The 23,269-nt window shown below is 61.6% G+C and carries 24 protein-coding genes; 13 read left to right on the top strand and 11 right to left on the bottom strand.

Annotation, left to right across the window (positions count from 1 at the left end; genetic code table 11):
• Nucleotides 1-25: 25 nt before the first annotated feature.
• Nucleotides 26-925 carry an energy-coupling factor ABC transporter permease gene (locus tag INR99_RS11810; protein WP_194116540.1) on the bottom strand — a complete coding sequence of 300 codons (900 nt, stop codon included), beginning with the start codon at nucleotides 923-925 and terminating at the stop codon, nucleotides 26-28.
• Nucleotides 926-1,220: 295 nt separating this feature from the next.
• Between INR99_RS11810 and INR99_RS11805 the strand changes: the two genes are divergently transcribed.
• From INR99_RS11805 to INR99_RS11755, 11 genes are all read left to right on the top strand, one after another.
• Complete coding sequence (locus INR99_RS11805) at nucleotides 1,221-1,526, top strand: hypothetical protein (protein ID WP_194116539.1); 306 nt, start codon at nucleotides 1,221-1,223, stop codon at nucleotides 1,524-1,526.
• A complete protein-coding gene (locus tag INR99_RS11800; protein ID WP_194116538.1) occupies nucleotides 1,523-3,433 on the top strand; it encodes a molybdopterin oxidoreductase family protein in 1,911 nt (636 codons plus the stop codon). The genes INR99_RS11805 and INR99_RS11800 overlap by 4 nt, the downstream gene beginning before the upstream one ends.
• A 12-nt stretch (nucleotides 3,434-3,445) precedes the next feature.
• Complete coding sequence (locus INR99_RS11795; RefSeq protein WP_228098266.1) at nucleotides 3,446-4,522, top strand: 4Fe-4S dicluster domain-containing protein; 1,077 nt, start codon at nucleotides 3,446-3,448, stop codon at nucleotides 4,520-4,522.
• The gene (locus INR99_RS11790; protein ID WP_194116537.1) at nucleotides 4,522-5,400 is read left to right on the top strand and encodes an FAD/NAD(P)-binding protein; all 879 of its coding nucleotides are present in this window, start codon (nucleotides 4,522-4,524) and stop codon (nucleotides 5,398-5,400) included. The genes INR99_RS11795 and INR99_RS11790 overlap by 1 nt, the downstream gene beginning before the upstream one ends.
• On the top strand, nucleotides 5,397-5,912 hold the full coding sequence (locus tag INR99_RS11785; protein ID WP_194116536.1) for a hydrogenase maturation protease: 516 nt from the start codon (nucleotides 5,397-5,399) through the stop codon (nucleotides 5,910-5,912). Before INR99_RS11790 ends, INR99_RS11785 begins: the two co-directional genes overlap by 4 nt.
• Nucleotides 5,913-7,775: a proton-conducting transporter transmembrane domain-containing protein gene (locus tag INR99_RS11780; RefSeq protein ID WP_194116535.1), complete on the top strand. Its 1,863-nt coding sequence runs from the start codon at nucleotides 5,913-5,915 to the stop codon at nucleotides 7,773-7,775.
• A 14-nt stretch (nucleotides 7,776-7,789) separates the two neighbouring features.
• Complete coding sequence (locus tag INR99_RS11775; RefSeq protein ID WP_228098265.1) at nucleotides 7,790-9,496, top strand: hydrogenase large subunit; 1,707 nt, start codon at nucleotides 7,790-7,792, stop codon at nucleotides 9,494-9,496.
• A 3-nt stretch (nucleotides 9,497-9,499) separates the two neighbouring features.
• Entirely contained in the window at nucleotides 9,500-10,426 is a 927-nt protein-coding gene (locus tag INR99_RS11770; RefSeq protein ID WP_194116534.1) for a respiratory chain complex I subunit 1 family protein, read from the top strand.
• A 13-nt stretch (nucleotides 10,427-10,439) separates the two neighbouring features.
• Nucleotides 10,440-10,982 (top strand): 4Fe-4S binding protein, encoded by a 543-nt coding sequence (locus INR99_RS11765; protein WP_194116533.1) that lies wholly within the window; start codon nucleotides 10,440-10,442, stop codon nucleotides 10,980-10,982.
• Between the two features lie 102 nt (nucleotides 10,983-11,084).
• Nucleotides 11,085-11,612: an NADH-quinone oxidoreductase subunit B family protein gene (locus tag INR99_RS11760; protein ID WP_034639288.1), complete on the top strand. Its 528-nt coding sequence runs from the start codon at nucleotides 11,085-11,087 to the stop codon at nucleotides 11,610-11,612.
• A gap of 24 nt (nucleotides 11,613-11,636) precedes the next feature.
• Nucleotides 11,637-12,038, top strand: a complete 402-nt coding sequence (locus INR99_RS11755; protein WP_194116532.1) for a response regulator transcription factor — start codon at nucleotides 11,637-11,639, stop codon at nucleotides 12,036-12,038.
• Nucleotides 12,039-12,262: 224 nt separating this feature from the next.
• Here INR99_RS11755 and hypE read toward each other — a convergent pair whose 3' ends face one another.
• The 8 genes from hypE to hypA all read right to left on the bottom strand — a co-directional run bounded on the left by hypE (nucleotide 12,263) and on the right by hypA (nucleotide 20,309).
• Nucleotides 12,263-13,306, bottom strand: coding sequence for a hydrogenase expression/formation protein HypE (hypE, locus tag INR99_RS11750; RefSeq protein WP_194116531.1), 1,044 nt, complete (start codon nucleotides 13,304-13,306; stop codon nucleotides 12,263-12,265).
• A 267-nt stretch (nucleotides 13,307-13,573) separates the two neighbouring features.
• Nucleotides 13,574-14,011: a hypothetical protein gene (locus tag INR99_RS11745; RefSeq protein WP_194116530.1), complete on the bottom strand. Its 438-nt coding sequence runs from the start codon at nucleotides 14,009-14,011 to the stop codon at nucleotides 13,574-13,576.
• Nucleotides 14,012-14,085: 74 nt separating this feature from the next.
• Entirely contained in the window at nucleotides 14,086-14,616 is a 531-nt protein-coding gene (locus INR99_RS11740) for an REP-associated tyrosine transposase (protein ID WP_194116529.1), read from the bottom strand.
• A gap of 72 nt (nucleotides 14,617-14,688) precedes the next feature.
• Nucleotides 14,689-15,810, bottom strand: coding sequence for a hydrogenase formation protein HypD (gene hypD, locus INR99_RS11735; RefSeq protein WP_194116528.1), 1,122 nt, complete (start codon nucleotides 15,808-15,810; stop codon nucleotides 14,689-14,691).
• A gap of 7 nt (nucleotides 15,811-15,817) precedes the next feature.
• Nucleotides 15,818-16,063, bottom strand: coding sequence for a HypC/HybG/HupF family hydrogenase formation chaperone (locus tag INR99_RS11730; RefSeq protein WP_194116527.1), 246 nt, complete (start codon nucleotides 16,061-16,063; stop codon nucleotides 15,818-15,820).
• Nucleotides 16,064-16,727: 664 nt separating this feature from the next.
• Nucleotides 16,728-19,028: a carbamoyltransferase HypF gene (gene hypF / locus INR99_RS11725; protein WP_194116526.1), complete on the bottom strand. Its 2,301-nt coding sequence runs from the start codon at nucleotides 19,026-19,028 to the stop codon at nucleotides 16,728-16,730.
• 1 nt (nucleotide 19,029) lies between these two features.
• Complete coding sequence (gene hypB, locus INR99_RS11720) at nucleotides 19,030-19,926, bottom strand: hydrogenase nickel incorporation protein HypB (RefSeq protein WP_265588337.1); 897 nt, start codon at nucleotides 19,924-19,926, stop codon at nucleotides 19,030-19,032.
• A gap of 41 nt (nucleotides 19,927-19,967) precedes the next feature.
• Complete coding sequence (hypA, locus tag INR99_RS11715) at nucleotides 19,968-20,309, bottom strand: hydrogenase maturation nickel metallochaperone HypA (RefSeq protein ID WP_194116525.1); 342 nt, start codon at nucleotides 20,307-20,309, stop codon at nucleotides 19,968-19,970.
• Nucleotides 20,310-20,507: 198 nt separating this feature from the next.
• On the opposite strand from hypA, the gene INR99_RS11710 reads away from it, so the two are divergent.
• Together INR99_RS11710 and INR99_RS11705 are read left to right on the top strand one after the other, a co-directional pair.
• Nucleotides 20,508-20,780 carry a hypothetical protein gene (locus INR99_RS11710; protein WP_194116524.1) on the top strand — a complete coding sequence of 91 codons (273 nt, stop codon included), beginning with the start codon at nucleotides 20,508-20,510 and terminating at the stop codon, nucleotides 20,778-20,780.
• Between the two features lie 189 nt (nucleotides 20,781-20,969).
• Nucleotides 20,970-21,128 (top strand): hypothetical protein, encoded by a 159-nt coding sequence (locus tag INR99_RS11705; protein WP_194116523.1) that lies wholly within the window; start codon nucleotides 20,970-20,972, stop codon nucleotides 21,126-21,128.
• Nucleotides 21,129-21,201: 73 nt separating this feature from the next.
• Here INR99_RS11705 and ssb read toward each other — a convergent pair whose 3' ends face one another.
• Both ssb and INR99_RS11695 read right to left on the bottom strand, forming a co-directional pair.
• The gene (ssb, locus tag INR99_RS11700; RefSeq protein ID WP_194116522.1) at nucleotides 21,202-21,723 is read right to left on the bottom strand and encodes a single-stranded DNA-binding protein; all 522 of its coding nucleotides are present in this window, start codon (nucleotides 21,721-21,723) and stop codon (nucleotides 21,202-21,204) included.
• On the bottom strand, nucleotides 21,724-23,106 hold the full coding sequence (locus tag INR99_RS11695; protein ID WP_194116521.1) for an MFS transporter: 1,383 nt from the start codon (nucleotides 23,104-23,106) through the stop codon (nucleotides 21,724-21,726).
• Nucleotides 23,107-23,269 lie beyond the last annotated feature (163 nt).

Raw genomic sequence — 23,269 nt, 5'->3', positions numbered from 1 at the left:
GTGTGAACCGCCTGCCTGAGACCAACTACGCCGCGATCCACATCCTGCGCCGGTGCAGCGGCCAGGCCAGCACCCCGCCCGCCACCGCCACTGCCAGCACACCGGCCAGCCCCGCCAGAACGGTTGACCAGAACGACTCACCCAGTGCGGCCACATTGTAGTCAGCCAGCGGGCTGACAAACAGCGGCGCACTCTCGCGCAGGAAGCCATATTGCTGCGCCACCCATTCCAGCCCGTCAGGCTGGCTGCTGGCCAGCGGACTGAGCAGCAAGGCGACCAGTACCCCGCCCAGCACGGGCAGAAGCGCCTGCCAATTGCCAGCCTCGCTTCGCTTGCCGGCAAACAGCGGCACCAGCAGTGCGGTCAGCAAGGCCTCACCCGCGCCGATGCGGGCATGCACCCCCAGCATGGCCGGCAATACGCTCGACCAGTCCGCCACCCCACCCAGCGCCAGCAGGAATGAACACATCGCGGCAGCCAGCAGCACGGACAACCAGGCGGCCAGCAGCAACGCCATGTGCTGCGAGAGGCCGCGCTGCTGCAGCCAGCGATTCAGCATCCCCCCCGCACCGGCACCAAGCAGTGCCATGACCAGCACATTGGCTCCCAGCGCGGCAAGGCCACCATCGGCAAACAGCAGGGCCTGCACACCCAGCACCAGCGCAATCGCCAGCACGCCGAAAGGCACGCCCAGCAAGGCTGCCGCCAGCACGCCCCCCAGCAGGTGACCGGATGTGCCGCCCGCCACGGGGAAATTGAGCATCTGCGCCACGAAAATCAGCGCGCTTACTGCGGCAAAACGCAGTACTCCGGGTTGTTGCGGCGACTTGCGGGCAGCGTGGGCCGCCAGCGCAATGCCGGCAATCGCAAGAGCAGCACTGACGGAACAGACGCTGCCATGAAGCATTTCAGTTGGGATGTGCATTGGAAGGCCTCCAAAAAAAGCACGTGCGGGATGTGCCTCTATTCTTCTACCTAGTCATTTTGACCTATTTGACATCGCGCAAGATTGGCGATAGGCGAATCGTTACACTGGATCGAAATAGCAATTCGCCAATCGGCAATCTGTCCCGATGCCGGGCGGAACATGAAATTGCACAAGAACACCGGACGAGTACGCAACCGGCTACTGCCCCTGCTGCAGAACTGGCCGTACCCAGTCCGGATAGAAGCTGTCAAATCAATACCTTGCAAGTTTGATTCACGCAGTGGAGGATGAGGTGTACCTGCGCAACGCCATCATGAAGGCAGCCTCGCGGCTGCCCGCAAGCCCCCTGAACCAGCCGGTATCACGGATACCGGCGGAGTACTCCGTTACGGCTTGCACGCGCCCTCCCGTTTTCCCCAGCGAAACAAATGAGATCGATTCCGGATTGAATAGCGGCCGGCAAACCGCCAATGCCGATCAATCCGGAATGATTCGCATCCATTTCACCGGATACAGCCAAAAGGCGGCGATTTATCGTCCGCCTTTTTTTATTTCCAGCAACGCCTCTGCGCAAAACAAAAGGCCCGGAGACTTATGAATCTCGTTAACTATAAGCCGTGCGTGTGCAATCTTTGCGGCACGGGTTGCGGACAGTTCCTCAAGACCGACGGGCACAAGGTCTACGGTGTCTCGCCGCTGATCGCGCACCCCGTCAGCAAGGGCAAGCTGTGCATCCGCGGCTGGCATTCCAATGAGCTGCTCAGCACCAACGAGCGCATCACCACACCGCTAATCCGCGAGAACGGCGAGTTGCGCGAGGCCAGTTATGACGAGGCCATCGCTTTGGTCGCCGCTCGCATGCAGGGCTTTGACGGTGCCGCAGGCGAGATCGGCGTGCTGGCGTCGGCGCGCTCATCCAATGAAGACAGCTTCACGCTGGCGCGTCTGACCCGCGACGTCTTCAAGAGCACGCTGCGCGGCATCGGCGCCGAAGCCGGCCACCGCAAGAGCATGGCTGCGCTGGAACATGCATTTGGCTACCCCGGCGCGCACGGCAGCCTGACCGCCATTGACCACGCCGATTACATTCTGGTCGTCGGCACCGACATCACCCGCCAGAACCCGGTGATCGGCGGCAATATCCACGCTGCCCAGCGCCGTGGCGCCCGTGTGGTCACCCTATCGAGTTCACGCACCCAGATCGCCAAGCTGTCCACCAAGCACTTCCAGGAAAAACCCGGAACGCTGGGTTTGCTGGTGAATGCGCTGGGCAAGGCTCTGATGGCAATTCGCACGGTCAACCATGACCGGCGCGCCAATATCGACCAGCTGCCGGGCTATGCCGACTACGCGGCCGCGCTGCGCAGCATTTCCTCGGTGGCCCTGGAGCGTGCCAGCGGCATCCGCTACGAGGAAATCGAGGAGGAAGCGCATCACCTCGAGCAGGCCAGATCGATTGTCATCCTGTTCTCCAGCGGGATTTCCGGGCTGGACAGACCAACCATCGACGCCATTACCAATCTGGCGCTGCTGTCCGACCGCATGGATCACCCGCACTCGGCCGTGATTCCGGTGGCCGGCATCAGCAATCTGCAGGGCAGCTTCGACATGGGCATGTCGGGCGAGCTGGGCAACAGCGTGTTCAAGGCCCTGGCAACGCCTGATTCGCGCATTCGCGCGCTGTTCGTGATCGACCACGACGACGGCATCATCCGCGACAAGGAACGCATCGCGGCACTGGATTTTGTCGTGTACGCCTGTGCTTACAAGAGCGCCTTCATGGAGCTGGCCGATGTGGTGTTCCCGCTGCCGGCGTACAACGAAACCGACGGCACCTACACCGCGTCGGACAAGCGCGTGCAGATCACCCACAAGAATGTCGACAGCCGCCATCATGTCCTGCCGGGCTGGAGCCTCTTTGAGCGCATTGCCAACACCTCGGGGCAACACTGGGGGTATCACAGTGCAACCCAGGTATTCAAAGACATTGCAGCACATACCCGTGGGTATGGCGACCTGAGCCACGAGCTGTTGAGCAAGGGTTTTGGCCAGCACTGGAATCCGAAAGGGTTTGCCGGCTGCGGGCGGCGCAAGTTCAACGCAATCAACATCGAGTACTGGGAATCCCCCACCACGCCGGAATTCCCCTTCGCGCTGATGATTGGCAAGGCCCAGCACTACTGGCACCAGAACAACCTGATGCGCAAAACCATCGTGCCGCGCCGCGAGTACGACCAGACGCTGTGGCTTTACCCGCAGGGCTATATCGAGATTTCGCCCGATGATGCCACCCGCCTGAAAGTCAGGGACAAGTGGCTGGTCAATGTGCGCTCCAGCATCGGCACGCACATGAAAATCGCCGTGAAGATCTCCCCGGATGTGCAGGACGGCACCGCCTACATCCCGTACTTCATCAAGAACATGATTTCCGACTTCCTGCTGCCGTATGAAAACGCCTACGCAGCCGGCGAGGAAAGCGTGATTCCCATCCAGATCCAGGAATAAGGAGCAGGAAGAATGAGCATGTCCATGTACATCCTGTCCTCCGGCGAAATCAGCGCGCTGGTCACCGAGCTGCAGGCCAGCTACGACGTGTACGGCCCGCAGGTCGAGCCGCAGACCAAACAGGTGTTTTTCGACCAGCTGGCGACGCCCGCCGCGCTGGATCTGGAGGCGCCGATTCCGTCGATGCCGGTGAAGGAAATCCTCTTCCCGCAGATGGAGCGCATCCTCAAATACAAGTACGACGCCGAGAACCAGAGCGTCGCGATGAGCAAGCAGTATTTCGAACGCCCCAAGGCGCTGTTCGGCCTGCGCCCCTGTGATCTCTCGGGCATTCTGGTCCTCGACCGCTTTTTCCTCGGCCAGGAGTTCGTCGACGACGTGTACCTCACGCATCGCCGCCAGTGCCTGCTGATCAGCAACACCTGTCTGCATCCCTTCCCGCAGTGCTTCTGCGTGTGCACGCACTCCGGCCCGGACGCCGATGAAGGCTTCGATCTCGACCTGACCAAATTGCAGGACGGCTATCTGCTGCGCGTGGGCAGCGAGAAGGGTCAGGCGATTGCCGACGCCCATCAGTGGCAGGTCGCGACGCCACTGCATGCCAAGGAATTCAAGGCGGTGGTCGATCGCAGCATCGACCTCTTCCCCGAAATGGCGACCGACAACAAGGCCTGGGTGGCCAAGGTGATGAACCGCATCACCACCGGTTTCGTGAAACAGGAAACCTGGGAATACATTGGCGACCAGTGCTTCGAATGCGGCGCGTGCTCCTTTGTCTGCCCGACCTGCAGTTGCTTCAACATCGAGGACACGCAGACCCCGTGCGGCGAATGCGAACGCTTGCGCATGCGTGATTCCTGTTCCTTCGAGGGCTATGCCCGCATGGCCGGCGACCACAACCCGCGCCAGCCGGTGGAAGACCGCCGCAACAAGCGCTTCTTCTGCAAGCTCTCCTACCCGCAATCGAAAAAATACCTGCGCCCCGGCTGTGTCGGCTGTGGCCGCTGCCAGTGGGTTTGCCCGGGCGACATCGGGCTGCCCAATGTCGTGCAGTACATCCGCAGAGAAATCACCGGAGGGCAAAACTGATGTCCAACTGTCACGGCAATCACGAGCACGGCAACTGCAAGACCACCGGCCTGTGCCCGATTGTGACCTTCCCCGAAGTGGTGAACATCGACGAGATCCGCGACGAGATCCCCGAGGTCAAAACCTTTTACCTGTCCTTTCCCAACAAGGATGTCGAGCGCGAGTTCCGCATCAAATCGGGCCAGTTCATCATGTGCACCGTGTTCGGTGCCGGTGAATTTGCCGTGTCGCTGCCACCCAGCCCGGAAAACGATCGCTTCCACATCTCGGTGCGCGCGGTGGGCAAAGTGACGCACGCCCTGCATGCGCTGAAGCCCGGTGACAAGCTGGGCGTGCGCGGCCCGTTCGGCAACGGTTTTCCGTTTGACGAGATCAAGGGCAAGAACATCATCTACGTGGCCGGCGGCATCGGCCTGATTCCGCTGCGCAGCTCCATCGTGCATGCACTGCAGCACCGCGAGGATTTCGGCCGCATCATCCTCTTGTACGGCGCGCGCAGCAGCAAGGACCTGATGTACCAGCCGGACATCCGCGAATGGCAGCAAAACGCCGGCTTCGAGACCTTCATCACCATCGATCGTCCCGAGGAAGGCTGGACGGGCGAAGTGGGCTACGTGAACCAGCTGATCGAAAAGGCGAATGTGCCGGTGGACAACAGCGTGGCCTTTGTCTGCGGCCCACCGGTGATGTTCAACAGCGTGATCGGTGAGTTCCTCAAGCGCGGCATGAGCGAGGACGCGATCATCTCGACGCTGGAACGCCAGATGAAATGCGGCATCGGCAAATGCCAGCATTGCGCGGTAGGCCGTACGCTCGTCTGTACCGACGGGCCGGTCTACACCTACCGCCAGATCAAGACACTGGGCGAGCAGATATGAGCCGAACAGATTCAAGCTTTTCGGCCGGTCTCTCGCACATTTTCACGCGGCCAACCGGCATCGTCGGCATCGGCAATACCCTGCGCAGCGACGATGCCGTGGGCTGCTACATCGCCGACCAGCTGGAAGCCTGCCTCGCTGACGGCACACCGCATCAGGTGCTCAATGCCGAGGACGTCATCGAGAACTACGTGTTCCGGCTGGCCGAGAGCCCGGTCGAGCACATTCTGGTCGTCGATGCCGTGCAGGGCAGCGGGCAGCCGGCGGGGTCGCTGGTACTGGGCCGGCTGACCGAGCTCGAAACAGGCAGCGGGGTCTTTCTTGGTCAAAGCACCCACAAACTGGCGCTGTCGATGGCGAGCAGCATTCTGGAACAGCACGGCAAGCAGGTGTATCTGCTGGGCATTGCCGCAGAAAACATCGATTTTGGCATGCAGATGAGCCCGGACATCCAGGACAGCGCCGAGATGGTCATCGCATTGCTGGCGGGACACGCAGGAAGGAGTCACTAAATGGATCAGTCAATTTACCAGAGCCTGCAGACCGGAATCGGGCTACTGCTCGGCTGCGCCGTCATCACCCCCTGGCTTTCCGGCAAGCGCCAGTGGGCCGGCGCGCTCAATTTTCTCGCCACCCTGGCCGCCGGCCTCGTGTTTAGCGGCCTGGCCATCCAGGTACTCAACGGCAACAGTGCACCGGCAAGCTTTGATCTGCACCTGGGCGGGCTCGCCATCCCGCTGCTGATCGACGGCTTTTCCGCAGTGTTCATCGTCCTGATTTCGCTGGTCGCGGCCGTGACCGCGTTTTACTGCATCGGCTACATGGAGATGGATCATTACCGCCATTACAGCCTGCGCAGCTTCCATTTCTGCTACCCCGTCTTCATCGCCGGCATGATCGCACTGGTCACGGTCGATGACCTCAGCACCGGCTTCACGATTGCCTGGCAGATGATGACGCTCGCGTCCTTCTTCCTGATCCGCTTCGACCACAAGGACCCGGTCATCGTCAGAAGCGCCAACAAATACCTGATCCTGATGGAACTGGCCTGGGCAGCGGTACTTGCTGCCGGGCTGATGATTCCGGGCTGCGGCTGGGGTACGCCGCTGCACCAGATTGCCGATCAGCTCGGGATGCTGGATACCGGCCTGCGTACGCTGATGCTGGCGCTCGTGCTGCTGGGCTTTGGCATGAAGGCCGGCATGTTCCCGCTGGGCCAGCTCTGGCTGCCCGATGCCCACTCGGTGGCCCCCTCGCCGATCAGCGCACTGCTCTCGGGCGTGATGCTCAAAACCGGCATCTACGGCATGATCCGCACGCTGTTCTGGATGACCCCGGAGAGCATGCCGGCCCGCGAGCTGCAGTACTGGGGGCTGGCCGTGGCACTGATCGGTGTGGTCACACTGTTCATCGGCACCTCCCAATCGCTGAAACAGGTCGATGCGAAGCGCCTGAATGCCTACAGCTCGATCGGCCAGATCGGCTACATCATTCTGGCGATTGGCGCGGCGCGCTTCTACCTCGGCCCCGATGCCGCGCTGCATACGCTGGCGCTGCTGGCCATCCTCGGTGCCTTCCTGCATGTGCTCAATCACGCCATCTTCAAGAGTCTGCTGTTCCTCTGCGTGGGCAGCGTGCAGTACACCACCGGCACCAAGGATCTGGACAAACTCGGCGGTCTGTTCGCACTGATGCCGGTCACCGCCATCATCGCCGGCATCGCCGCGATTGCGGTATCGGGCGTTCCCGCCTTCTCGGGCTTTACCAGCAAGTGGGCCATCGTTGCCTCCACCCTGCTGTCGGGCAAGGCAGCCGGCATCTTCGTGATCTTCGGCGTGGTTGCGCTGGTCACCAGTGCGATGACGCTCGCCACCTACGTGAAGCTCTACGGCATGACCTTTACCTCGGTCGGCGTGGAGTGGAATGAAAAGAACAATGTGCATGAAGTCAGCAAGGCCATGCTCGCGCCCAAGGCCATTCTTGCTGCGGTCTGCCTGCTGCAGGGCTTCTTCCCCTGGCTGTTCGTGGCCCTGTTCGGCCGCGTGCTGGCGACATCGGAAGGAACCCTCTCGCAGGCACTGGGCACGCCCGCCGTCTTCGACACGCTGGCACAGAGCTATTCCGGCATCCGTTTCCTGGGCAGTGCCGGGACACCTGTGGCCTTCTCGCTGCCGCTGGTGATGGTGGCCATGCTGCTTGTGGCAGGACTCGTCGCGCTGTGGCTGCGCCGCGCCGGTGGCGCCGAAGAGCGCAGTGCGCCGGTCTGGCTGTGCGGCTACCAGACGCTGAACAACGCCAACCGCTATCTGAGCAGCCACATCTTTGATGCATTCAAGAAATTCATGAAGTGGACCGGCGGCAACGTGCGCGCTTGATTGGGAGCAAGGTGATGTCAAAACGAAAAGAACTCGAAGCCAAACTGATCGCCCACCTGCGTGACGATGTGGTGTGTGTCGAGAAAACCGACCCGCGCACGATCTTCATCGACGTGAAGCGCGCCGGAATCCGCGAAGCCAGCAAAATCATCACCACGGCAGGTGCGCGCTATCTGTGCAGCGTCGGCTACGACAACATCGAGCGTGACGGCACGCTGGGCATGATCCACACTTTCGCGCTGGACGACAGCGACCAGTTTGTCTGCTGCCGCACCAGCGCACCGGTGGGCGACCCGGTGATCGAATCGATCACCCCCGATCTGCCCTCGGCCGGCTGGTCCGAGCGCGAAGTCACCGATCTGCTGGGCCTGCGCTTTGCCGGCCATCCGAAACCGAAAAAACTGGTGCTGGCGGACGACTGGCCGGACGGCATCTACCCGCTCAGAAAGGATGTGCCGCACAACTTCGTCCCCAAGGGCGCCGAGGATGTCGCCTACGAGCTTGACGAAGCACCGCCTGGAACCAAGATCGTCCCCGTGGGCCCCTTTCACCCCAGCCTGCACGAGCCCGAGCACTTTGCCGTGTATGTCGACGGTGAAACGATCAAGGGCTGCGACTATCGCGGCTTCATGACCCACCGCGGGATTGAAAAGCTCTGCACCACGCAGATCAGCTACAACGAAGTGCCCTTCATTGCCGAGCGCATCTGCGGCATCTGCGGCTCGGTGCATGCCACCGCATTTTCGCAGGCGGTGGAATCAGCCGCCGGGCTGGTCATCCCGCGCCGGGCCGAATTCATCCGCACCATGATGCTGGAATTCGAGCGCATCCACTCGAATCTCTTGTGGCTCGGCGTAGCCGGCCACCTGATCGGCTTCGACACCGTGTTCATGCAGGCCTGGCGCGTGCGCGAACAGATCATGTGGCTGTGCGAGCGCCTGACCGGCAACCGCAAGACCTACGGCATGATTCTGGTCGGCGGCGTGCGCCGCGACATCACGCCGGAAATCGCCGACGACATCCGCCGCGTGATGAAAAACATCGAGGATGACCTGACCATCATCCACCGTGCGATCGAGAAAGACACTTCGATCCACAAGCGCACCAAGGGTGTGGGCACCATCACCAAACAACAGGCGCTGGACTGGAGCCTGGTGGGGCCGGTAGCCCGGGCGCGCGGCGTGGATATCGACGCGCGGCGTGATCACCCCTATGCCGCATATGACGAAATGAAATTCGAAGTACCGGTGCTCGATAGCTGCGATGTGTGGGCGACACTGGTCATCCGCGTGGTGGAAACCTTCGAAGCCATCAAGATCGTGCGCCAGTGTCTGGACAAGATGCCCGGCGGCGAATTCTTTGTGGAAATGAAGGACAAGATTCCGGCGCAGCGCCATGCCATTACGGTCGTCGAAGCGCCGCGCGGCGAATCGGTGCACTACGTGATCACCGGCGAAGACAATCGCCCCGAACGCTGGCGCGTACGGGCCCCGACCTTCCCCAATCTGCAGGCCGTACCGCTGATGCTGCTCGACGAACAATTCGGCGACTTCCCCATCATCATGGGCAGTATCGACCCCTGTTTCTCGTGCACCGACCGGGTGGCGGTGGTCGATCTGCAGACCGGGCAATCAAGCTCGATCACCAAAGCCGAGCTCGACGCGCTGTCGCGCCGAGCGCAATCACCGTCGCACTCACTGCAAACCATGCTGAGGGGCTAAACCATGACCTCCACCCCGCTCCCCACATTGCTATCCATCCTGCAGGTGTTTCTCAACCTGCTGATTTTCCTGGCACTCGCGCCGCTGTTTGACGGTATCGTGCGCCGCGTCACCGCACGCGTGCAAAACCGCCAGGGGCCGCCGCTGGTGCAGTCGCTGTATGACATCCTGAAACTGCTGGGCAAGGAAAACATCGATTCAACCGGCATCCTGCCGTTCCGACTCGCGCCGCTGATCGCGTTTGCCTCGATGCTGTGCGTAATCGCCATCCTGCCGATGGCCGGCCGCGCCACCGCACTCACCCAGTATGCCGACGCGATCTCGCTGGTGTATCTGCTCACGCTGGGCGGTGTGGCGGTGCTGCTGGGCGCGTTTGCCAGCAAGAACATCTACGCCCTGATCGGCGCCAGCCGGGAAATGACGACGATGATCATGGTCGAGCCGATTCTGTTCATGATCCTGCTGCTGGGCGTACTGAAAACCGGCAGCCTCGATCTCGGCGCCGTGATCTACGGCACGCCGATGGCGGCATTCGGCCTGCCCGGCGTGGTGATGATCGTGGTCAGTCTCTTTGGCCTGCAGGCCTTTGTCGCCCGCCAGCCCTTTGACATGGCCGAGGCCGAGCAGGAACTGCTGGGCGGCCCCTTCATCGAGTACAGCGGCCCGAACTACGCGCTGTTCAAGTACTACATGATGCTCAAGCAGATGTTCTACGCCTATCTGCCGATCGCCATGTTCGTACCGCTCCTGGGCACCGGCTTCTATCTCGCCGACCTGGCGCTGCAGCTGGCGCTGACTGCGCTGGTGTTCCTGCTGATCGGGCTCTTGTCCGCCACCCACCCGCGCTACCGCATCGATCAGGCCATCCGCTATTTCGGCGTGCTGTTCCTGATTGCGCTGGGCGCGATTGCCGTCGCCGTCGTCCTCTGATTGGGAGATCATCATGTGGCTAACCAGCAAAATCAAACAGATCCTGATGGTGATGAAGCCGGGCGTGGTCACGCTCGACTACCCGAACGAGCGCCCGCCCGTGCCCGCCAACCTGCGCGGCCAGCCGGTATTTGATCACCAGAAATGCATCGGCTGTGGCGGCTGTTCGGATCACTGCCCGGCGCGCTGCATTCTGGTCCGCGACGTGTGTCAGGAATTGCGCGTGATGCTGTATGACGGCTCGCGTTGCACCTACTGCGGCCGCTGCGCCGACATCTGCCCGGAAAAAGCGATCACGATGAGCAACAGCTTCGAGATTGCGTGTGACCAGAAGGAAGACATCACCACGCGGATGGAGCTGTTCATGATGACGTGCCAGCGCTGCGGGCGCTGCTACGAGATGGAAAAGACCAACGCCATCGACCGCATCAACCTGAAGGGCTTCCGCTACGACAACCTCGAACAGCGCGCGCTGATCCGCAAAACCAGCGAAACCTTCGATCCCGCGCTGCTGAAGGAATCCGACAACTACCAGCGCCCGAGCGACAAGGAGTAAATCATGTTGAAAAATCTCTGCAAACGCATGTTCGGGGCCATCAATTTGACGGTGCATCACTGCAACATGCTGGATCGTTGCGTGTGTGACGAGGAGTAAGCCATGCTCAAAAATCTCTGCAAACGCATGTTCGGGAAATCGATCTGGGTTTATCACTGCAACACCGGCGCGTGCAACGGCTGCGACATCGAAATCCTGAACATCCTCACGCCGTTCTACGACGTCGAGCGCTTCGGCATCAAGCTGGTGGCCTCGCCGCGGCACGCCGATGCGATGCTGATTTCCGGCGCGGTCACCCGCCCGACACTGCCGCTGGTCAAGCGTGCCTACGAGGCGATTCCGAACCCGAAACTGGTGTTCGCCATCGGCTCGTGCGCCACCGGCGGTGGCGCGTGGTTTGATACTTACAACGTCACCGGCGGTGCCGATAAGGTATTGCCGGTGAATTACTATATCCCCGGCTGTCCGCCCCGCCCCGAGGCGATTCTGTATGGCGTGGCGCTGGCACTGGGTCTGGTCGACAAGCAGGCCGCGCCGGTGGAACTCAAGCAGATGGAATTCCCCATCGACATGTACGAGCGCAACGAAGCCTGGGAAAAGCGCAACGTGATCTACGAACTGCTGAAGTAAGCCGCCAGCCGAGTGACCATCACCATGAAAAAAATTCTGTTGATCGACAACGACAGCGCGCAGTGCGAACAGCTTGCCGCCCAGCTGGGCGAACAGGGCTACACGGTGTGCTGCGCGCACTCTTCTGTTGAAGGCCGCAAACTGGCGCTGGCCGAAAAGCCCGACGCCATCGTGACGGAAGCCATGCTGGAGACCGACACCGCCGGCTTCGAGCTGGTCTACCAGATCCGCGACGAACGCCCGGATTCCCGCTACCGCGAGATTCGCCACACGCCCATCCTGCTGCTCACCGGCATCGACCAGCACACGCACTTCCGCTTTTCACTGAACGAAAAGCAGAGCTACCTGCCGCCAATTGCCGGCATGCTGAGCAAACCGGCGCAGCTGGACACGCTGCTGGAAAAATTGCAAGAGATGGTGGGCTGAAACAAAACAGACCGGCGCAAGCCGGCCTGTTACTGTGCAGGTTTGCCGATATATACACGGCATCCCATATAGCCGCAGCCATTTACACAGAAAGGCTACAGAGCAATACCCAAATAAACCAGGTCTTTGGGGGTTGAGTAAAGCGAAGCCCAACGCACAAGAGATGCCATATTGGACTTCGCACTCGCTCAACCCATGCCACGCAGTCGAGCTCCTGAATACCCTCAGCAAATCCGCGGCAGCTGCTCGCCGTTGATCCAGTCGACCATGCGGCGGCCGCCAAATACCGTTTCCATCTGCACGAAGGCATTCGTGTCCGCGATCACCTCACCGATGATGGCCGCGTCGCGACCCAAGGGATGCGCGCGCATCGCGGCCAGCAGGGTTTCCGCATCCTCCGCCGCGCAATAGGCCACCAGCTTGCCTTCATTGGCCACATACAGCGGATCCAGCCCCAGCAGCTCGCACGCGGCGGCAACCTGGCTGCGCACCGGAATCGCCTTTTCATGGATCAGCATGCCGTGCCCGCTGGCCTGGGCGAATTCGTTCAGCACCGCGGCCAGGCCACCGCGGGTCGGGTCGCGAAGTGCATGAATATTTGGAACCGCATCCAGCATCGTCGCCACCAGGCCATTCAATGCCGCCGTGTCGGACTGGATGGTGGTCTCGAAGGTGAGATTCTCGCGTTGCGACATGATCGCCACGCCGTGATCGCCCAGCATACCCGACACCAGTATCTTGTCGCCCACTTTGATATTTGAGGGCTTCAGATCAATACCCTCTGCAACAACGCCAATACCGGTGGTGGTGATAAACACCCCGTCGCCCTTGCCGGCCTCGACCACCTTGGTGTCGCCGGTGACGATCGGCACGCCCGCCTCGCGCGCGGCCTGCGCCATGGATTGCACGATGCGCAGCAAATCCGCCAGCGGAAAGCCTTCCTCCAGAATAAAGGCGGCTGACAGATACAGCGGCTTCGCGCCCATCATCGCCACATCGTTGATCGTGCCGTGCACCGAGAGACAGCCGATGTCGCCACCGGCAAAAAACAGCGGCGAGACGACGTGCGAATCGGTCGCCATCACCATCTTTCCTGCGCCCACCGGCAGTGCAAAACACGCGCCATCGCCCTGTTCGGCAAGGATGGGGTTAGTGAAGTGGCGGGCGAACAGCTCGTCGATCAGCTGTGCCATCGCCCGGCCGCCGCTGCCGTGGCTCATGTCCACGCGGCCGTTTTTCAGATCAAGGGGGCGGGTGTAGGTTTTCATGGAAGAACCTAATGAGTTGTAGATCGGTGTGTAGTGTGGGTGGCGCGCAGCGCCGTTGGTGATAAATGATGGGTATCGCTGCGCTCCACCCATCCTACGGGCTGGTTTTATTGTTGTAGGGCGTATTCGCCGCAAAGCGGCAATACGCCGGAGGGATGTCATGCGGCGCAATGCCTGCGGCGATTGCGCCCTACTTGCTACGGCTCGATTACGCCGTACGCGGTGCACAAGCCATAGCCTACAGAATTTCCAACTTACCGCGTTGATTTATGCAACAAGGCCCATGAGAACTCTATATTCACTTGGTGGATAATATATCTTCTGTGGCGATCGGTATTCAATTCTAAAAAGCACTCCATCCACCAGGATAAATTTTACCTCAATGCGCCCTTCGAAAAAAACAACTTCAGCAGTTGCTAATACTCCATCCGAGGAAGTAGATTTAAAATGCTTAACCTGTCGTTTTTTGGCCAAATTAATCCCGAATCGGCATGTATAAAAATTTGTATATCCGTGCGATCTTGGGTCATTTAAAGGCTTAATAAAACGCCGAACAATCGTGAAATTAGACATCTGAAAATCAAGTATTTTTTGTCCATCTTCATCTAGTGACTTTCTTAGATGCTCAAGTAAATTTTCTTCAAACGGAGTAAGTACATACAGGCCAAAGAAGGACTTAATTTTAATACTTAGTGGTATACCCATATGATTCTTGACTCTATTGACACTGAAAGTTATTTATGCCAGAACGTAGGATGGGTTGAGCGTAGCGATACCCATCATAGCTCCCCAAACTCACCATCAGCATCAAAACCATCACCCCAATTGACCGGCAACAACCCCAGTTTCACATAACGATGAAACGAAGACCAAGGCCAGTCGCAAACGTGTTGTACGTGGCGATGCTTCACCGGATTGAAATGCAGATAATCCAGATGACGGGCAAAATCGTTGTCATCGCGAATCAGGTGTTCCCAATATCGCCGCTGCCAGATGCCCCGCTCGCCTTTGCTGCGCCGACTGGCCGAAATGCGTTCCACACGCGCAAGCGAACGGGAGAACCCGGTTTTGATCAGCCGCCAGCGCAAAGCGTAATCCGCATCGCCTGCCGGTAAAGTGAGGATGGCATGCAAATGCTCGGGCAATACCACAATGCCGTCAATCCTGAATGGATAAACCCGCATCACCTGCCGGAATGATTCGCGCAATACCTCAATCTGCTCCACCAGCAACTGCCGGTTACGCTCGGCGAGATTGACGGTGAAGAACCAGGTGCCACCGCAGGTACGATCACGACGATAGTTGGTCATGAAAGCTCACAAGGAATATTGGCCAGATTGGCGATGGGTATCGCTGCGCTCCACCCATCCTACCCGATTTGTTCAAGCCTCAACCCTGAACCGCCCATACGTATAGTGCGCCGCGCATGCGCCTTCGGATGACACCATGCATGCGCCGAGCGGGTGGTCGGGGGTGCAGACGGTGCCGAACACCTTGCAGTCCGCCGGGCGCTTGTGGCCTCTGAGAATCGCGGCGCATTCACAGGCCTTGTGGTCGGGCACTTGCGCGTAGCCGACCCGGTAGCGCAATTCGGCGTCGAATGGCGCGAATTCGGGGCGGATTTTCAGCGCGCTGAGTGGCACTTCACCCAGGCCGCGCCAATCGAAGGTTTCGCGCAATTCGAATACCTGTTCGCACAGGACCTGCGCCTTGCGGTTGCCCTCGCGCGTTACCGCGCGGGTGAATTCGTTTTCCACCTCCGCGCGGCCGTCGTTGATCTGGCGGATCAGCATCAGGATGGCCTGCATCACGTCCAGCGGCTCGAAGCCGGCGATGACCACGGGTCGTTGGTAGCGCGCGACAAAGCCTTCGTACTGCCCGGAGCCGATCACGGTGCTGACGTGCGCGGGGCCGACGAAGCCGTCAATGGCGACTGCTGCGGGATCGTTCTGGCTTTCCATGATGTGCACCATCGCCGCCGGCGTCAGCACGTGGTTGCACAGCACGCTGAAGTTAGAAAGCTGCAGGCGCTGCGCCTGCAGGATGATGGCGGCGGTGGGCGGCGTGGTGGTCTCAAAACCAATGGCGAAGAACACGACCTCGCGCTGCGGGTTGTCCTGCGCGATGCGCAGCGCGTCGTCACAGGAATACACCATGCGGATGTCCGCCCCCTGCGCCTTGGCCTTCAACAGCGACAGGCCGTTGCTGGCCGGCACGCGCAGCGTGTCGGCATAGGTGCAGAGAATCACGTCGTGCTGCGTCGCCAGTGCAATCGCGCTGTCGATGCGGCCGATCGGCAGCACGCACACCGGACAGCCGGGGCCGTGGATCAGCCGCACGTTACTGGGCAGCAAATCCTGCAGGCCATAGCGCGAAATGGCGTGGGTATGGCCGCCGCAGAACTCCATCAGCCGGTACTCGCGCGCGGGGTTGACAGCCGCGGCAATCGCTTTCGCCAGCCCGCGGGCCAGCTCGCCATCACGAAATTCGTCGATGTATTTCATGCCGGCCTCACTGGTAGGGGGTGGGATTGGCGGGGTCAATCTTTGCCATCTGCGCGAACAGCGCGAGCGTTTCCTCGGCCTCGACCGGATCGAGCTTGCCGATGGCAAAGCCGACGTGGACGATCAGGTAGTCGCCAACCGCGACCTCCTCGACCAGCGCGATGGAAACGTCCTTGTGAACGCCGCCCAGTTCGATACGCGCCCGGTCGCCGTCAAGCAGCTCGGTGACACGCGCGGGGATTGCCAGGCACATGGGGATACCTCGTTTGCATGATTGAATGGTTCTGACAGGGCAACCAGCGCGGCCAGAACGATGTTTGCAGGAATTGCAGCGCCTGCGGCGCGGAATTTGAGTGCCGGGGGTGCCCGGCGGCACGTCAGGGGGCTTGTCTTGCCAAGCCCCCCGACACCCCCAAGTCGCGCCCGCTCCGTCGCCCCGCTACGCGGGGTACCCTGTGATGCTCGTTGCTGGCAGCGACGGGGGGCAACTCGGGCTTCGCCCTCAAACACTCCCCCCGTCGAAACCCTGCCAGCAACTGCGCTTCTCGGCGACTGCGAGGGCACTCGCGCTCTTAATACGAGCGGTGGTTTAACAACCGTTGATAACAGCGAACCATGATTAGAAAGCGAACACCCTGAAAGCCGCCGAGAAGCACAGCCATGACCAGGGTTTCGGCGTGACGAGTGTTTGAGCCCCGCGGGGGCGAGTTGCGGCACGCCGCTGGGCATGGCGAGCATCGCAGGCCACCCCGCGCAGCGGGGCGGCTGACCGGGCTCGCCTTTCTTTGGGTACTTTCTTTGGCGAAGCAAAGAAAGTACCCCGTGGGCGCGGCGGAAGCGCGCATGCAAACCCCGCGCCGCAGGCGCTAAACCGCCATCCACCATCGACAAGAGCGAGCCGCAATTGCACAAAGTGCTCATACCAGGCTCCTCTGCGCCACCCACGCCTGCCCCAGCGCCAGCCCGCCATCGCCGCAGGGCACCAGCTGATTCGTGTAAAAGCACAGTCCACGCGCCTGCAGCTTCTGCCGCACGCCGCGCAACAGGATCGCGTTGAGGAAACAGCCACCGCCACCGGCCACCGTGCGGATGCCGGTACGTTCGGCAGCCTCTGCCACCCAGTCCGCCAGCGCATCGAGCAGCACAGAATGAAACAGCGCCGCGCCGTGTGCCGGATCGGGGCTATCAGCCAGCACCGCCAGCAGCGGCAGCAGATCCAGCACGCCGTCAGTAATGCGGTACAGGCCAGACACGGACGCACACACGCCATGCCGCGCGGCCAGCCCTTCCAGCTGCATGGCAGCCTGCGCTTCGAAACTCATCACCGGCGCAACACCGAGCAGCCCTGCGGCGGCGTCAAAATAGCGGCCCATGCTGCTGGTGGCCGGCTGCGGGCGGCTCAAAAGCTGATTCAAAAGGCTGGCGGCAGGCTGCGCGGCAAAGCGGCTGGCGATCTCGTCGCCGCGCCCCAGCTCGGCCAGCACGCTGGCGGCCATCCGCCACGGCTCGCGCGCGGCCTTGTCCCCGCCGGGCATGGGCAGCGGGCGCAGATGGCCAAGGCGTTGATACGTCGCGCCGTCGACCAGCAGCAGCTCGCCGCCCCAGGCGGTGCCATCGTCTCCTAAACCGACGCCATCGAGCGCCAGCCCCAGCACCGGCTCGTCGAGCTGATGCTCGGCCAGCACCGCGGCGATGTGCGCGTGATGGTGCTGCACTGCGATGCACGGAATCTGCCATTGATCGGCCAGCTGCAGCGCCAGCTGACTGCTGTAGAAATCGGGGTGTTTGTCGTGCGCGATGCATTCCGGTTTCACTTGCAGCAGGTGCAGCAGGTGAGTGCTGGCCTCCTGCAGCGCCGTGCAGTTGGCGACGCGGTCGAGGTCGCCGAGGTATTGCGACAGATAGGCCTGACTTCCTCTGGTCACGCACAGCGTGTTCTTGAAAAAACCGCCCAGCGCCAGCACCGGCGGCAAAGCATGCGCCAGCGGCACCGCTTGCGGGGTATAGCCACGCGCCCTTCGGATGAATTGGCCTGCATCGTCATACCCGACTCGCAACACACTATCGTCGCAGCGAATCACGATATCGCGGTCGTGCATGAGGAAGGCATCGGCAATGCCGGCCAGCTGCACCAGCGCTTCCGCGTTGCCGGTCACCAGCGGCTCGCCCCTGGCGTTGGCGCTCGTCATTACCAGCAACAAATCCTGCGGCTCTGCCAGCCAGTCCGTGCCCGCAGGGCGGCCGGCGACCTCATGAAACAGCAGAAAATGAATTGGGGTATAGGGCAGCAATACGCCGATTTCAGCAAGCCCCGGCGCGATACCCGGCAAGGCATGCTCAGTCTGCGCGGCTTTCGGCAACAACACGATCGGCCGCGCCGCCGATTCGAGCCAGCGCTGCGCGCCCTCGTGCAGCTGTGCAATACCGGCGAGCGAGGCGGCATTCGCCGCCATCACCGCCAGCGGTTTTTCCTCGCGGTGCTTGCGTTCCCGCAGGCGTGCAACGGCGTCGGGATTACGGGCATCGCAGACCAGATGAAAACCGCCCAGTCCCTTGATGGCGACAATCTGCCCGGCCTGCAACAACGCCAGCGTTTCGGCAATCGCATCGCCGCCGATTTCGCCGCCCTCCCCGTCAAGCAAGCGCAGCGCAGGGCCGCAATCCGGGCAGGCGTTCGGCTCGGCGTGAAAGCGCCGGTGCAGCGGATTGCGGTACTCCATCAGGCACGGCACGCACTGGGCAAACGCCGCCATACTGGTCGAAGCGCGGTCATAAGGCAGGTGTCTGACCAGCGTGTAGCGCGGGCCGCAGTCGGTGCAGTTGATAAAGGCGTAGCGGTAGCGGCGATTGGCCGGGTCGAACAGCTCGGCCAGGCAGGCCGGGCAGACTGCGGAATCCGCGCCGATGCTCGCGCTGACGACGGATGCAGCGGTCGCGTCGCTATCGAGAATTTCAAACCCCCAATGCGGCTCGCCTGCCGCCACCATGATCATGTCGCAGGTGTCGATGCGCGCCAGCGGCGGCGCCTCGTCCTGCAGTCGCCGGGCAAAGTCCCGCAGGCGGGCCGGATCTCCGTCGATTTCCAGTGTTAAGCCCTGCCCGTCGTTGCGCACCCAGCCGGCCACGCCCAGATCGTGCGCCAAGCGATACACGAAAGGCCGAAAGCCAACACCCTGCACAATGCCACGAACGGTGAGGCGCAGGCGCTGGCGATCCATCTCAGCCCCGCTGTGCTTTGGCACAGCCGGCAGCAAGCCAGGCCAGCCAGTCGTCAAAACCCTCACCGCTGCGGGTCGAGAGCCGGATCACTTCCAGCCCCGGGCGCACCTGCCGCGCCATGCGAATTGCGGCATCCACATCGAAATCCAGATACGGCAGCAGATCGATCTTGCTCAGAATCATCAGGTCGGCAGCACGGAACATGTCGGGGTATTTCAGCGGTTTGTCCTCGCCCTCGGTAACCGACAGGATGGCAACCTTGTGCGCCTCGCCCAGATCGAACGCCGCCGGGCAGACCAGATTGCCGACGTTTTCGATCAACAGCAGGCTGTTGTCCTGCAGCGCATTCTCGGCCCGCAGCGTCGCCAGGGCACCGGCGACCATGTGCGCGTCCAGATGGCAGCCCTTGCCGGTATTGATCTGCACCGCCGGCGCGCCGGTCGCGCGGATGCGCTCGGCGTCGTTCGCCGTTTGCTGGTCGCCCTCGACCACCGCCACTGGCGTTTGCTGCGCCCAGCGCTGGATGGTTTCGACCAAGAGCGTGGTCTTGCCCGAGCCGGGGCTGGACACCAGATTCAGCGCGAAAATACCCTGCTGAACCAGCTGCCGGCGGTTGGCCTCGGCGAGTGCGTCATTGCTGGCGAGGATGTCGTGTTCGAGGCGCAGCGTGCGCTCGGGATCGACTTCGGGCGCATGCACCGCGCCCAGCGGCGCTGCTTCAGCTGCGTGCGCCGCGCCCTGCTCCAGCCGCCGGTAGGCGCCCAGCGGCCCGCTGGCGTGGCGTTTCCTGACCGGCGCAATGCCGTTGATCGTCGTTTCACCGTGACCGCAACCGCAAGTGGTGCACATAAGCCGCTCCTCGCCACCATCCGGCAATACATCAGCATGTATTGCCATGAAATCTTTTACATAAAAAGCCTAGCGCAACATACCCATCATCAGACAATCGCAATATCCAGCACCTGCATTTCCTCGCCCGCCGTCACGCGCAGCGCGAATCCGCCGCACTGCGGGCAGGGGAAACCGATGCGCTCCAGCGCCACGTCCTGCCGGCAATCCGCACAGTATGCTTGCCCCGGCGTTTGCTCGACCACAAATTCCGTCTCGGCCAGCGCCGTCTGGCGTGCCGCCAGCGTGCAACAGAACTGCAGTGTCTCCGGCTCGACATGCGCCAGCGCCCCCACCGCAAGCCGCACGCGCGTCACCCGCTGCGCGCCGGCCTGGTGCGCGGCATCCTCGACGATGCGGATCACATGTTCGGCAAGCGACAGTTCATGCATGACGCGGTTTCCTGATGGGCATACATCCCCAGACTAGCACCGCGCCATGGCAAAACCGTTGAGGCAAATCAGGGATGGGCAGCGCTGCGTCAACCGCCTGCGCAATGGTATCCCTGCCGCCGGGTTGACGCACTGGCTATGGCCTCGCTACGCAGCTGGCACCGCCGCAAGCGCTAGCGTCCTTTTCCGGCAAAGACCATGAACCAGCTTACCGAATCCACACCCGATGCTCCCCTAAAGACCCTGGGTCAGATCCTGATTGCTGAAGTTCGCGATGCCACCTTGCGCCGGATGGAGCTGATTATTGGCGGCAAGCTGAAATCAGCGACGGCACAGATGCTGCATCAGCAAATCACCGAAGGCTGCAGCCCCGAGCTGGCGCAACGCATTGCGACCGAAGCGATCGATGCGGCGCTCTTCCGCCTGCTGAATCTGCTCGATGAAAATGCCGCATTCAGCCTGCGCTGCTAGGGCGCCGAGGTAGCCAGCCTTAGCGATGGGCTGGGCGGCGAGCTGTTCGGAGACGAAGGCTGGATTGCGATGTTCAGCCAATACCCCGCAGCACCGCGCTGAGCGCCCCCCTGAATCTGCGACACCTCATGTCAGAATGGGTGGCACCAGCCGACCAAACACCATTATGCCGCTTCAGCGAGATCTGCCATGCTGCCACCGCGCTTCCTGCATCAACTGCAGCAATCCCGTGCTAGCGGAGATGACCCTGAGCTGCAGTGGGTTTGCCGCAGCTATCTGTGCGGAACCTGTTCCCTGCTGGGCCTGCTGGGGCTGCGGCTGAAACGCCTGCTTCACCGGCACCATTGATTGCGCTTACACCGCACCTGAGACAACAAACCCCTCGCAAGGAGGGGTTTGAGTGTGTGCGGCCAGCGGGCGATCAGAACGGGATATCGTCCTCGAAATCGTCGAAGCTGCGGGCAGGCTTGGCAGCCGGGGCCGGAGCCGCCTGGCGCGGTGCGGCCTGTTGCGGGGCCGGCGGTGCGCTGTATTCCTGGTTGTAGTCATTGCCGCCACCGTAGCCGCCCTGACCACCCCCCATCCCGCCGCCCATGCCGCCGTCACCGCGGCCACCGAGCATCTTCATTTCGTCGGCGACGATTTCTGTGGTGTAGCGGTCAGCGCCGGTCTGCTTGTCCTGCCACTTGCGCGTCTGCAGGCGACCTTCGACATACACCGAGCTGCCCTTTTTCAGGTACTGGCCGGCGATTTCCGCCAGACGGCCGTACATGGTGATGTTGTGCCACTCGGTTTTTTCCTGCTTCTGGCCGGTCTGCTTGTCCTTCCAGCTCTCGGTGGTGGCAATGCTGAAATTGCACACGGCGCCGCCGCTGGGCAGGAAACGGGTTTCCGGGTCGCGGCCGAGGTTGCCGATCAGCAGCACTTTGTTCAACGATGCCATTTAGTTTGTCTCCGCAATAAGCTGTTCTGCGGCCGCCTCGTCCCAGCCATCCTGCAGGACCTTGAGCAAGGCAACGCGCTCGTCTATCAGTACGACGGCTTCTTTCACGCCGTCAATGGCCGAGAGTTTAGCAGAGAGCTGCGCTGCATCGCCCTGCCATTGTTCGCCGATGTGGAACATTTGTGTACGCACCGGCAGCGGTGCGCGCATGCCCCAGGACACCAGCAGCCAAACCGCCATCAACAGCGCACACAGCGCAAACACCGGCTGCGGGCTGCCGTAATGCTGGAACAGCCAGCCCGCCAGCGCCGAGCCCAGAAACATGCTGGCCGACTGGCAGGTGTTGTACACGCCCATGGCCGTGCCCTTGGCCGCGGTCGGGGCGATCTTGGAAATCAGGCTGGGCTGGGTGGCTTCCAGAATGTTGAAGGCGATGAAATACAGTCCCAGCCACAACACGATGGCCGTGAGGCTGGGCAGCCACAGCGTCATGCCCAGCTGCGCCACCAGCATCAGCGCGATGGCAAACAGGAATACCCGCTTGAGCTGACGTTTTTTCTCGCCGTAGATGATGGCGGGCACCATCAGCACAAAGCCCGCCAGCACCACCGGCAGATACACCCACCAGTGATGCGCGACATCCAGCCCGCCCACGCGGGTCAGCAGCAGCGGCATCACGGTAAACATCGCCATCTGCGCCGCGTGCAGCGCAAAGACACCGTAATTCAGCCGCAGCAGCTGGCCATCACGCAGCACCAGCGGCAGGCGGCTGGAGCTGGTTTCGGCGTCCGAGTGAAAGCGTGTCACGGTCGGATCGGGAATGATGCGCCACACGCCGATCAGCCCGGCCAGCCCCAGCACGGCCACCAGCGCAAAAATCCCCGGCAGGCCCAGCCACGCCGCCAGCTTGGGCGCGGCGACCAGCGAAATGGCAAACGTGGTAGCAATGCTGCCGCCGATCATCGCCATAGCCTTGGTGCGGTGTTCTTCGCGGGTCAGATCGGCCAGCAAGGCGGTAATCGCCGCCGAAATCGCCCCCGCGCCCTGCACCGCGCGCCCGACAATCAGCCAGACAATGTGCTCGGACAGCGCGCAGATCAGGCTGCCGATGATGAACAGCGCCAGCCCCAGATAGATGACCTTCTTGCGCCCGATGCGGTCACTCCACATGCCAAAGGGCAATTGCAGCAGCGCCTGCGTGAGGCCATATGCCCCGAAGGCCAGCCCCACCAGCGCATGATTGTCCCCGCCCGGCAGCTGGCCGGCATACACGGCGAACACCGGCAAAATCAGGAACATGCCCAGCATGCGCAACGCATACAGACCGGAGAGGCCCAGCGTGGCGCGCAGCTCGAGTGCGGAAAGTCGGGGTGCAGCAGCCATGGTTAACTGAGAGAAATTCGCAAAGACGCGATGGTAACAGCTTGCGCTGCCGGTATGTCGGCGGCAAAACGGGTCCACCTATACACTGCAATGTATACCTTCAGATGCTTTTATATTAAAAGCGCTAAAGCATATACCCTTAAGGCAATTAGCAAACATTCAC

It is taken from the genome of Chitinilyticum piscinae, assembly GCF_015223195.1.
GTDB classification, from domain to species: domain Bacteria; phylum Pseudomonadota; class Gammaproteobacteria; order Burkholderiales; family Chitinibacteraceae; genus Chitinilyticum; species Chitinilyticum piscinae.
The sequence above is the reverse complement of the archived record's forward strand: the minus strand, read 5'-3'. Positions and strand labels throughout refer to the sequence as shown.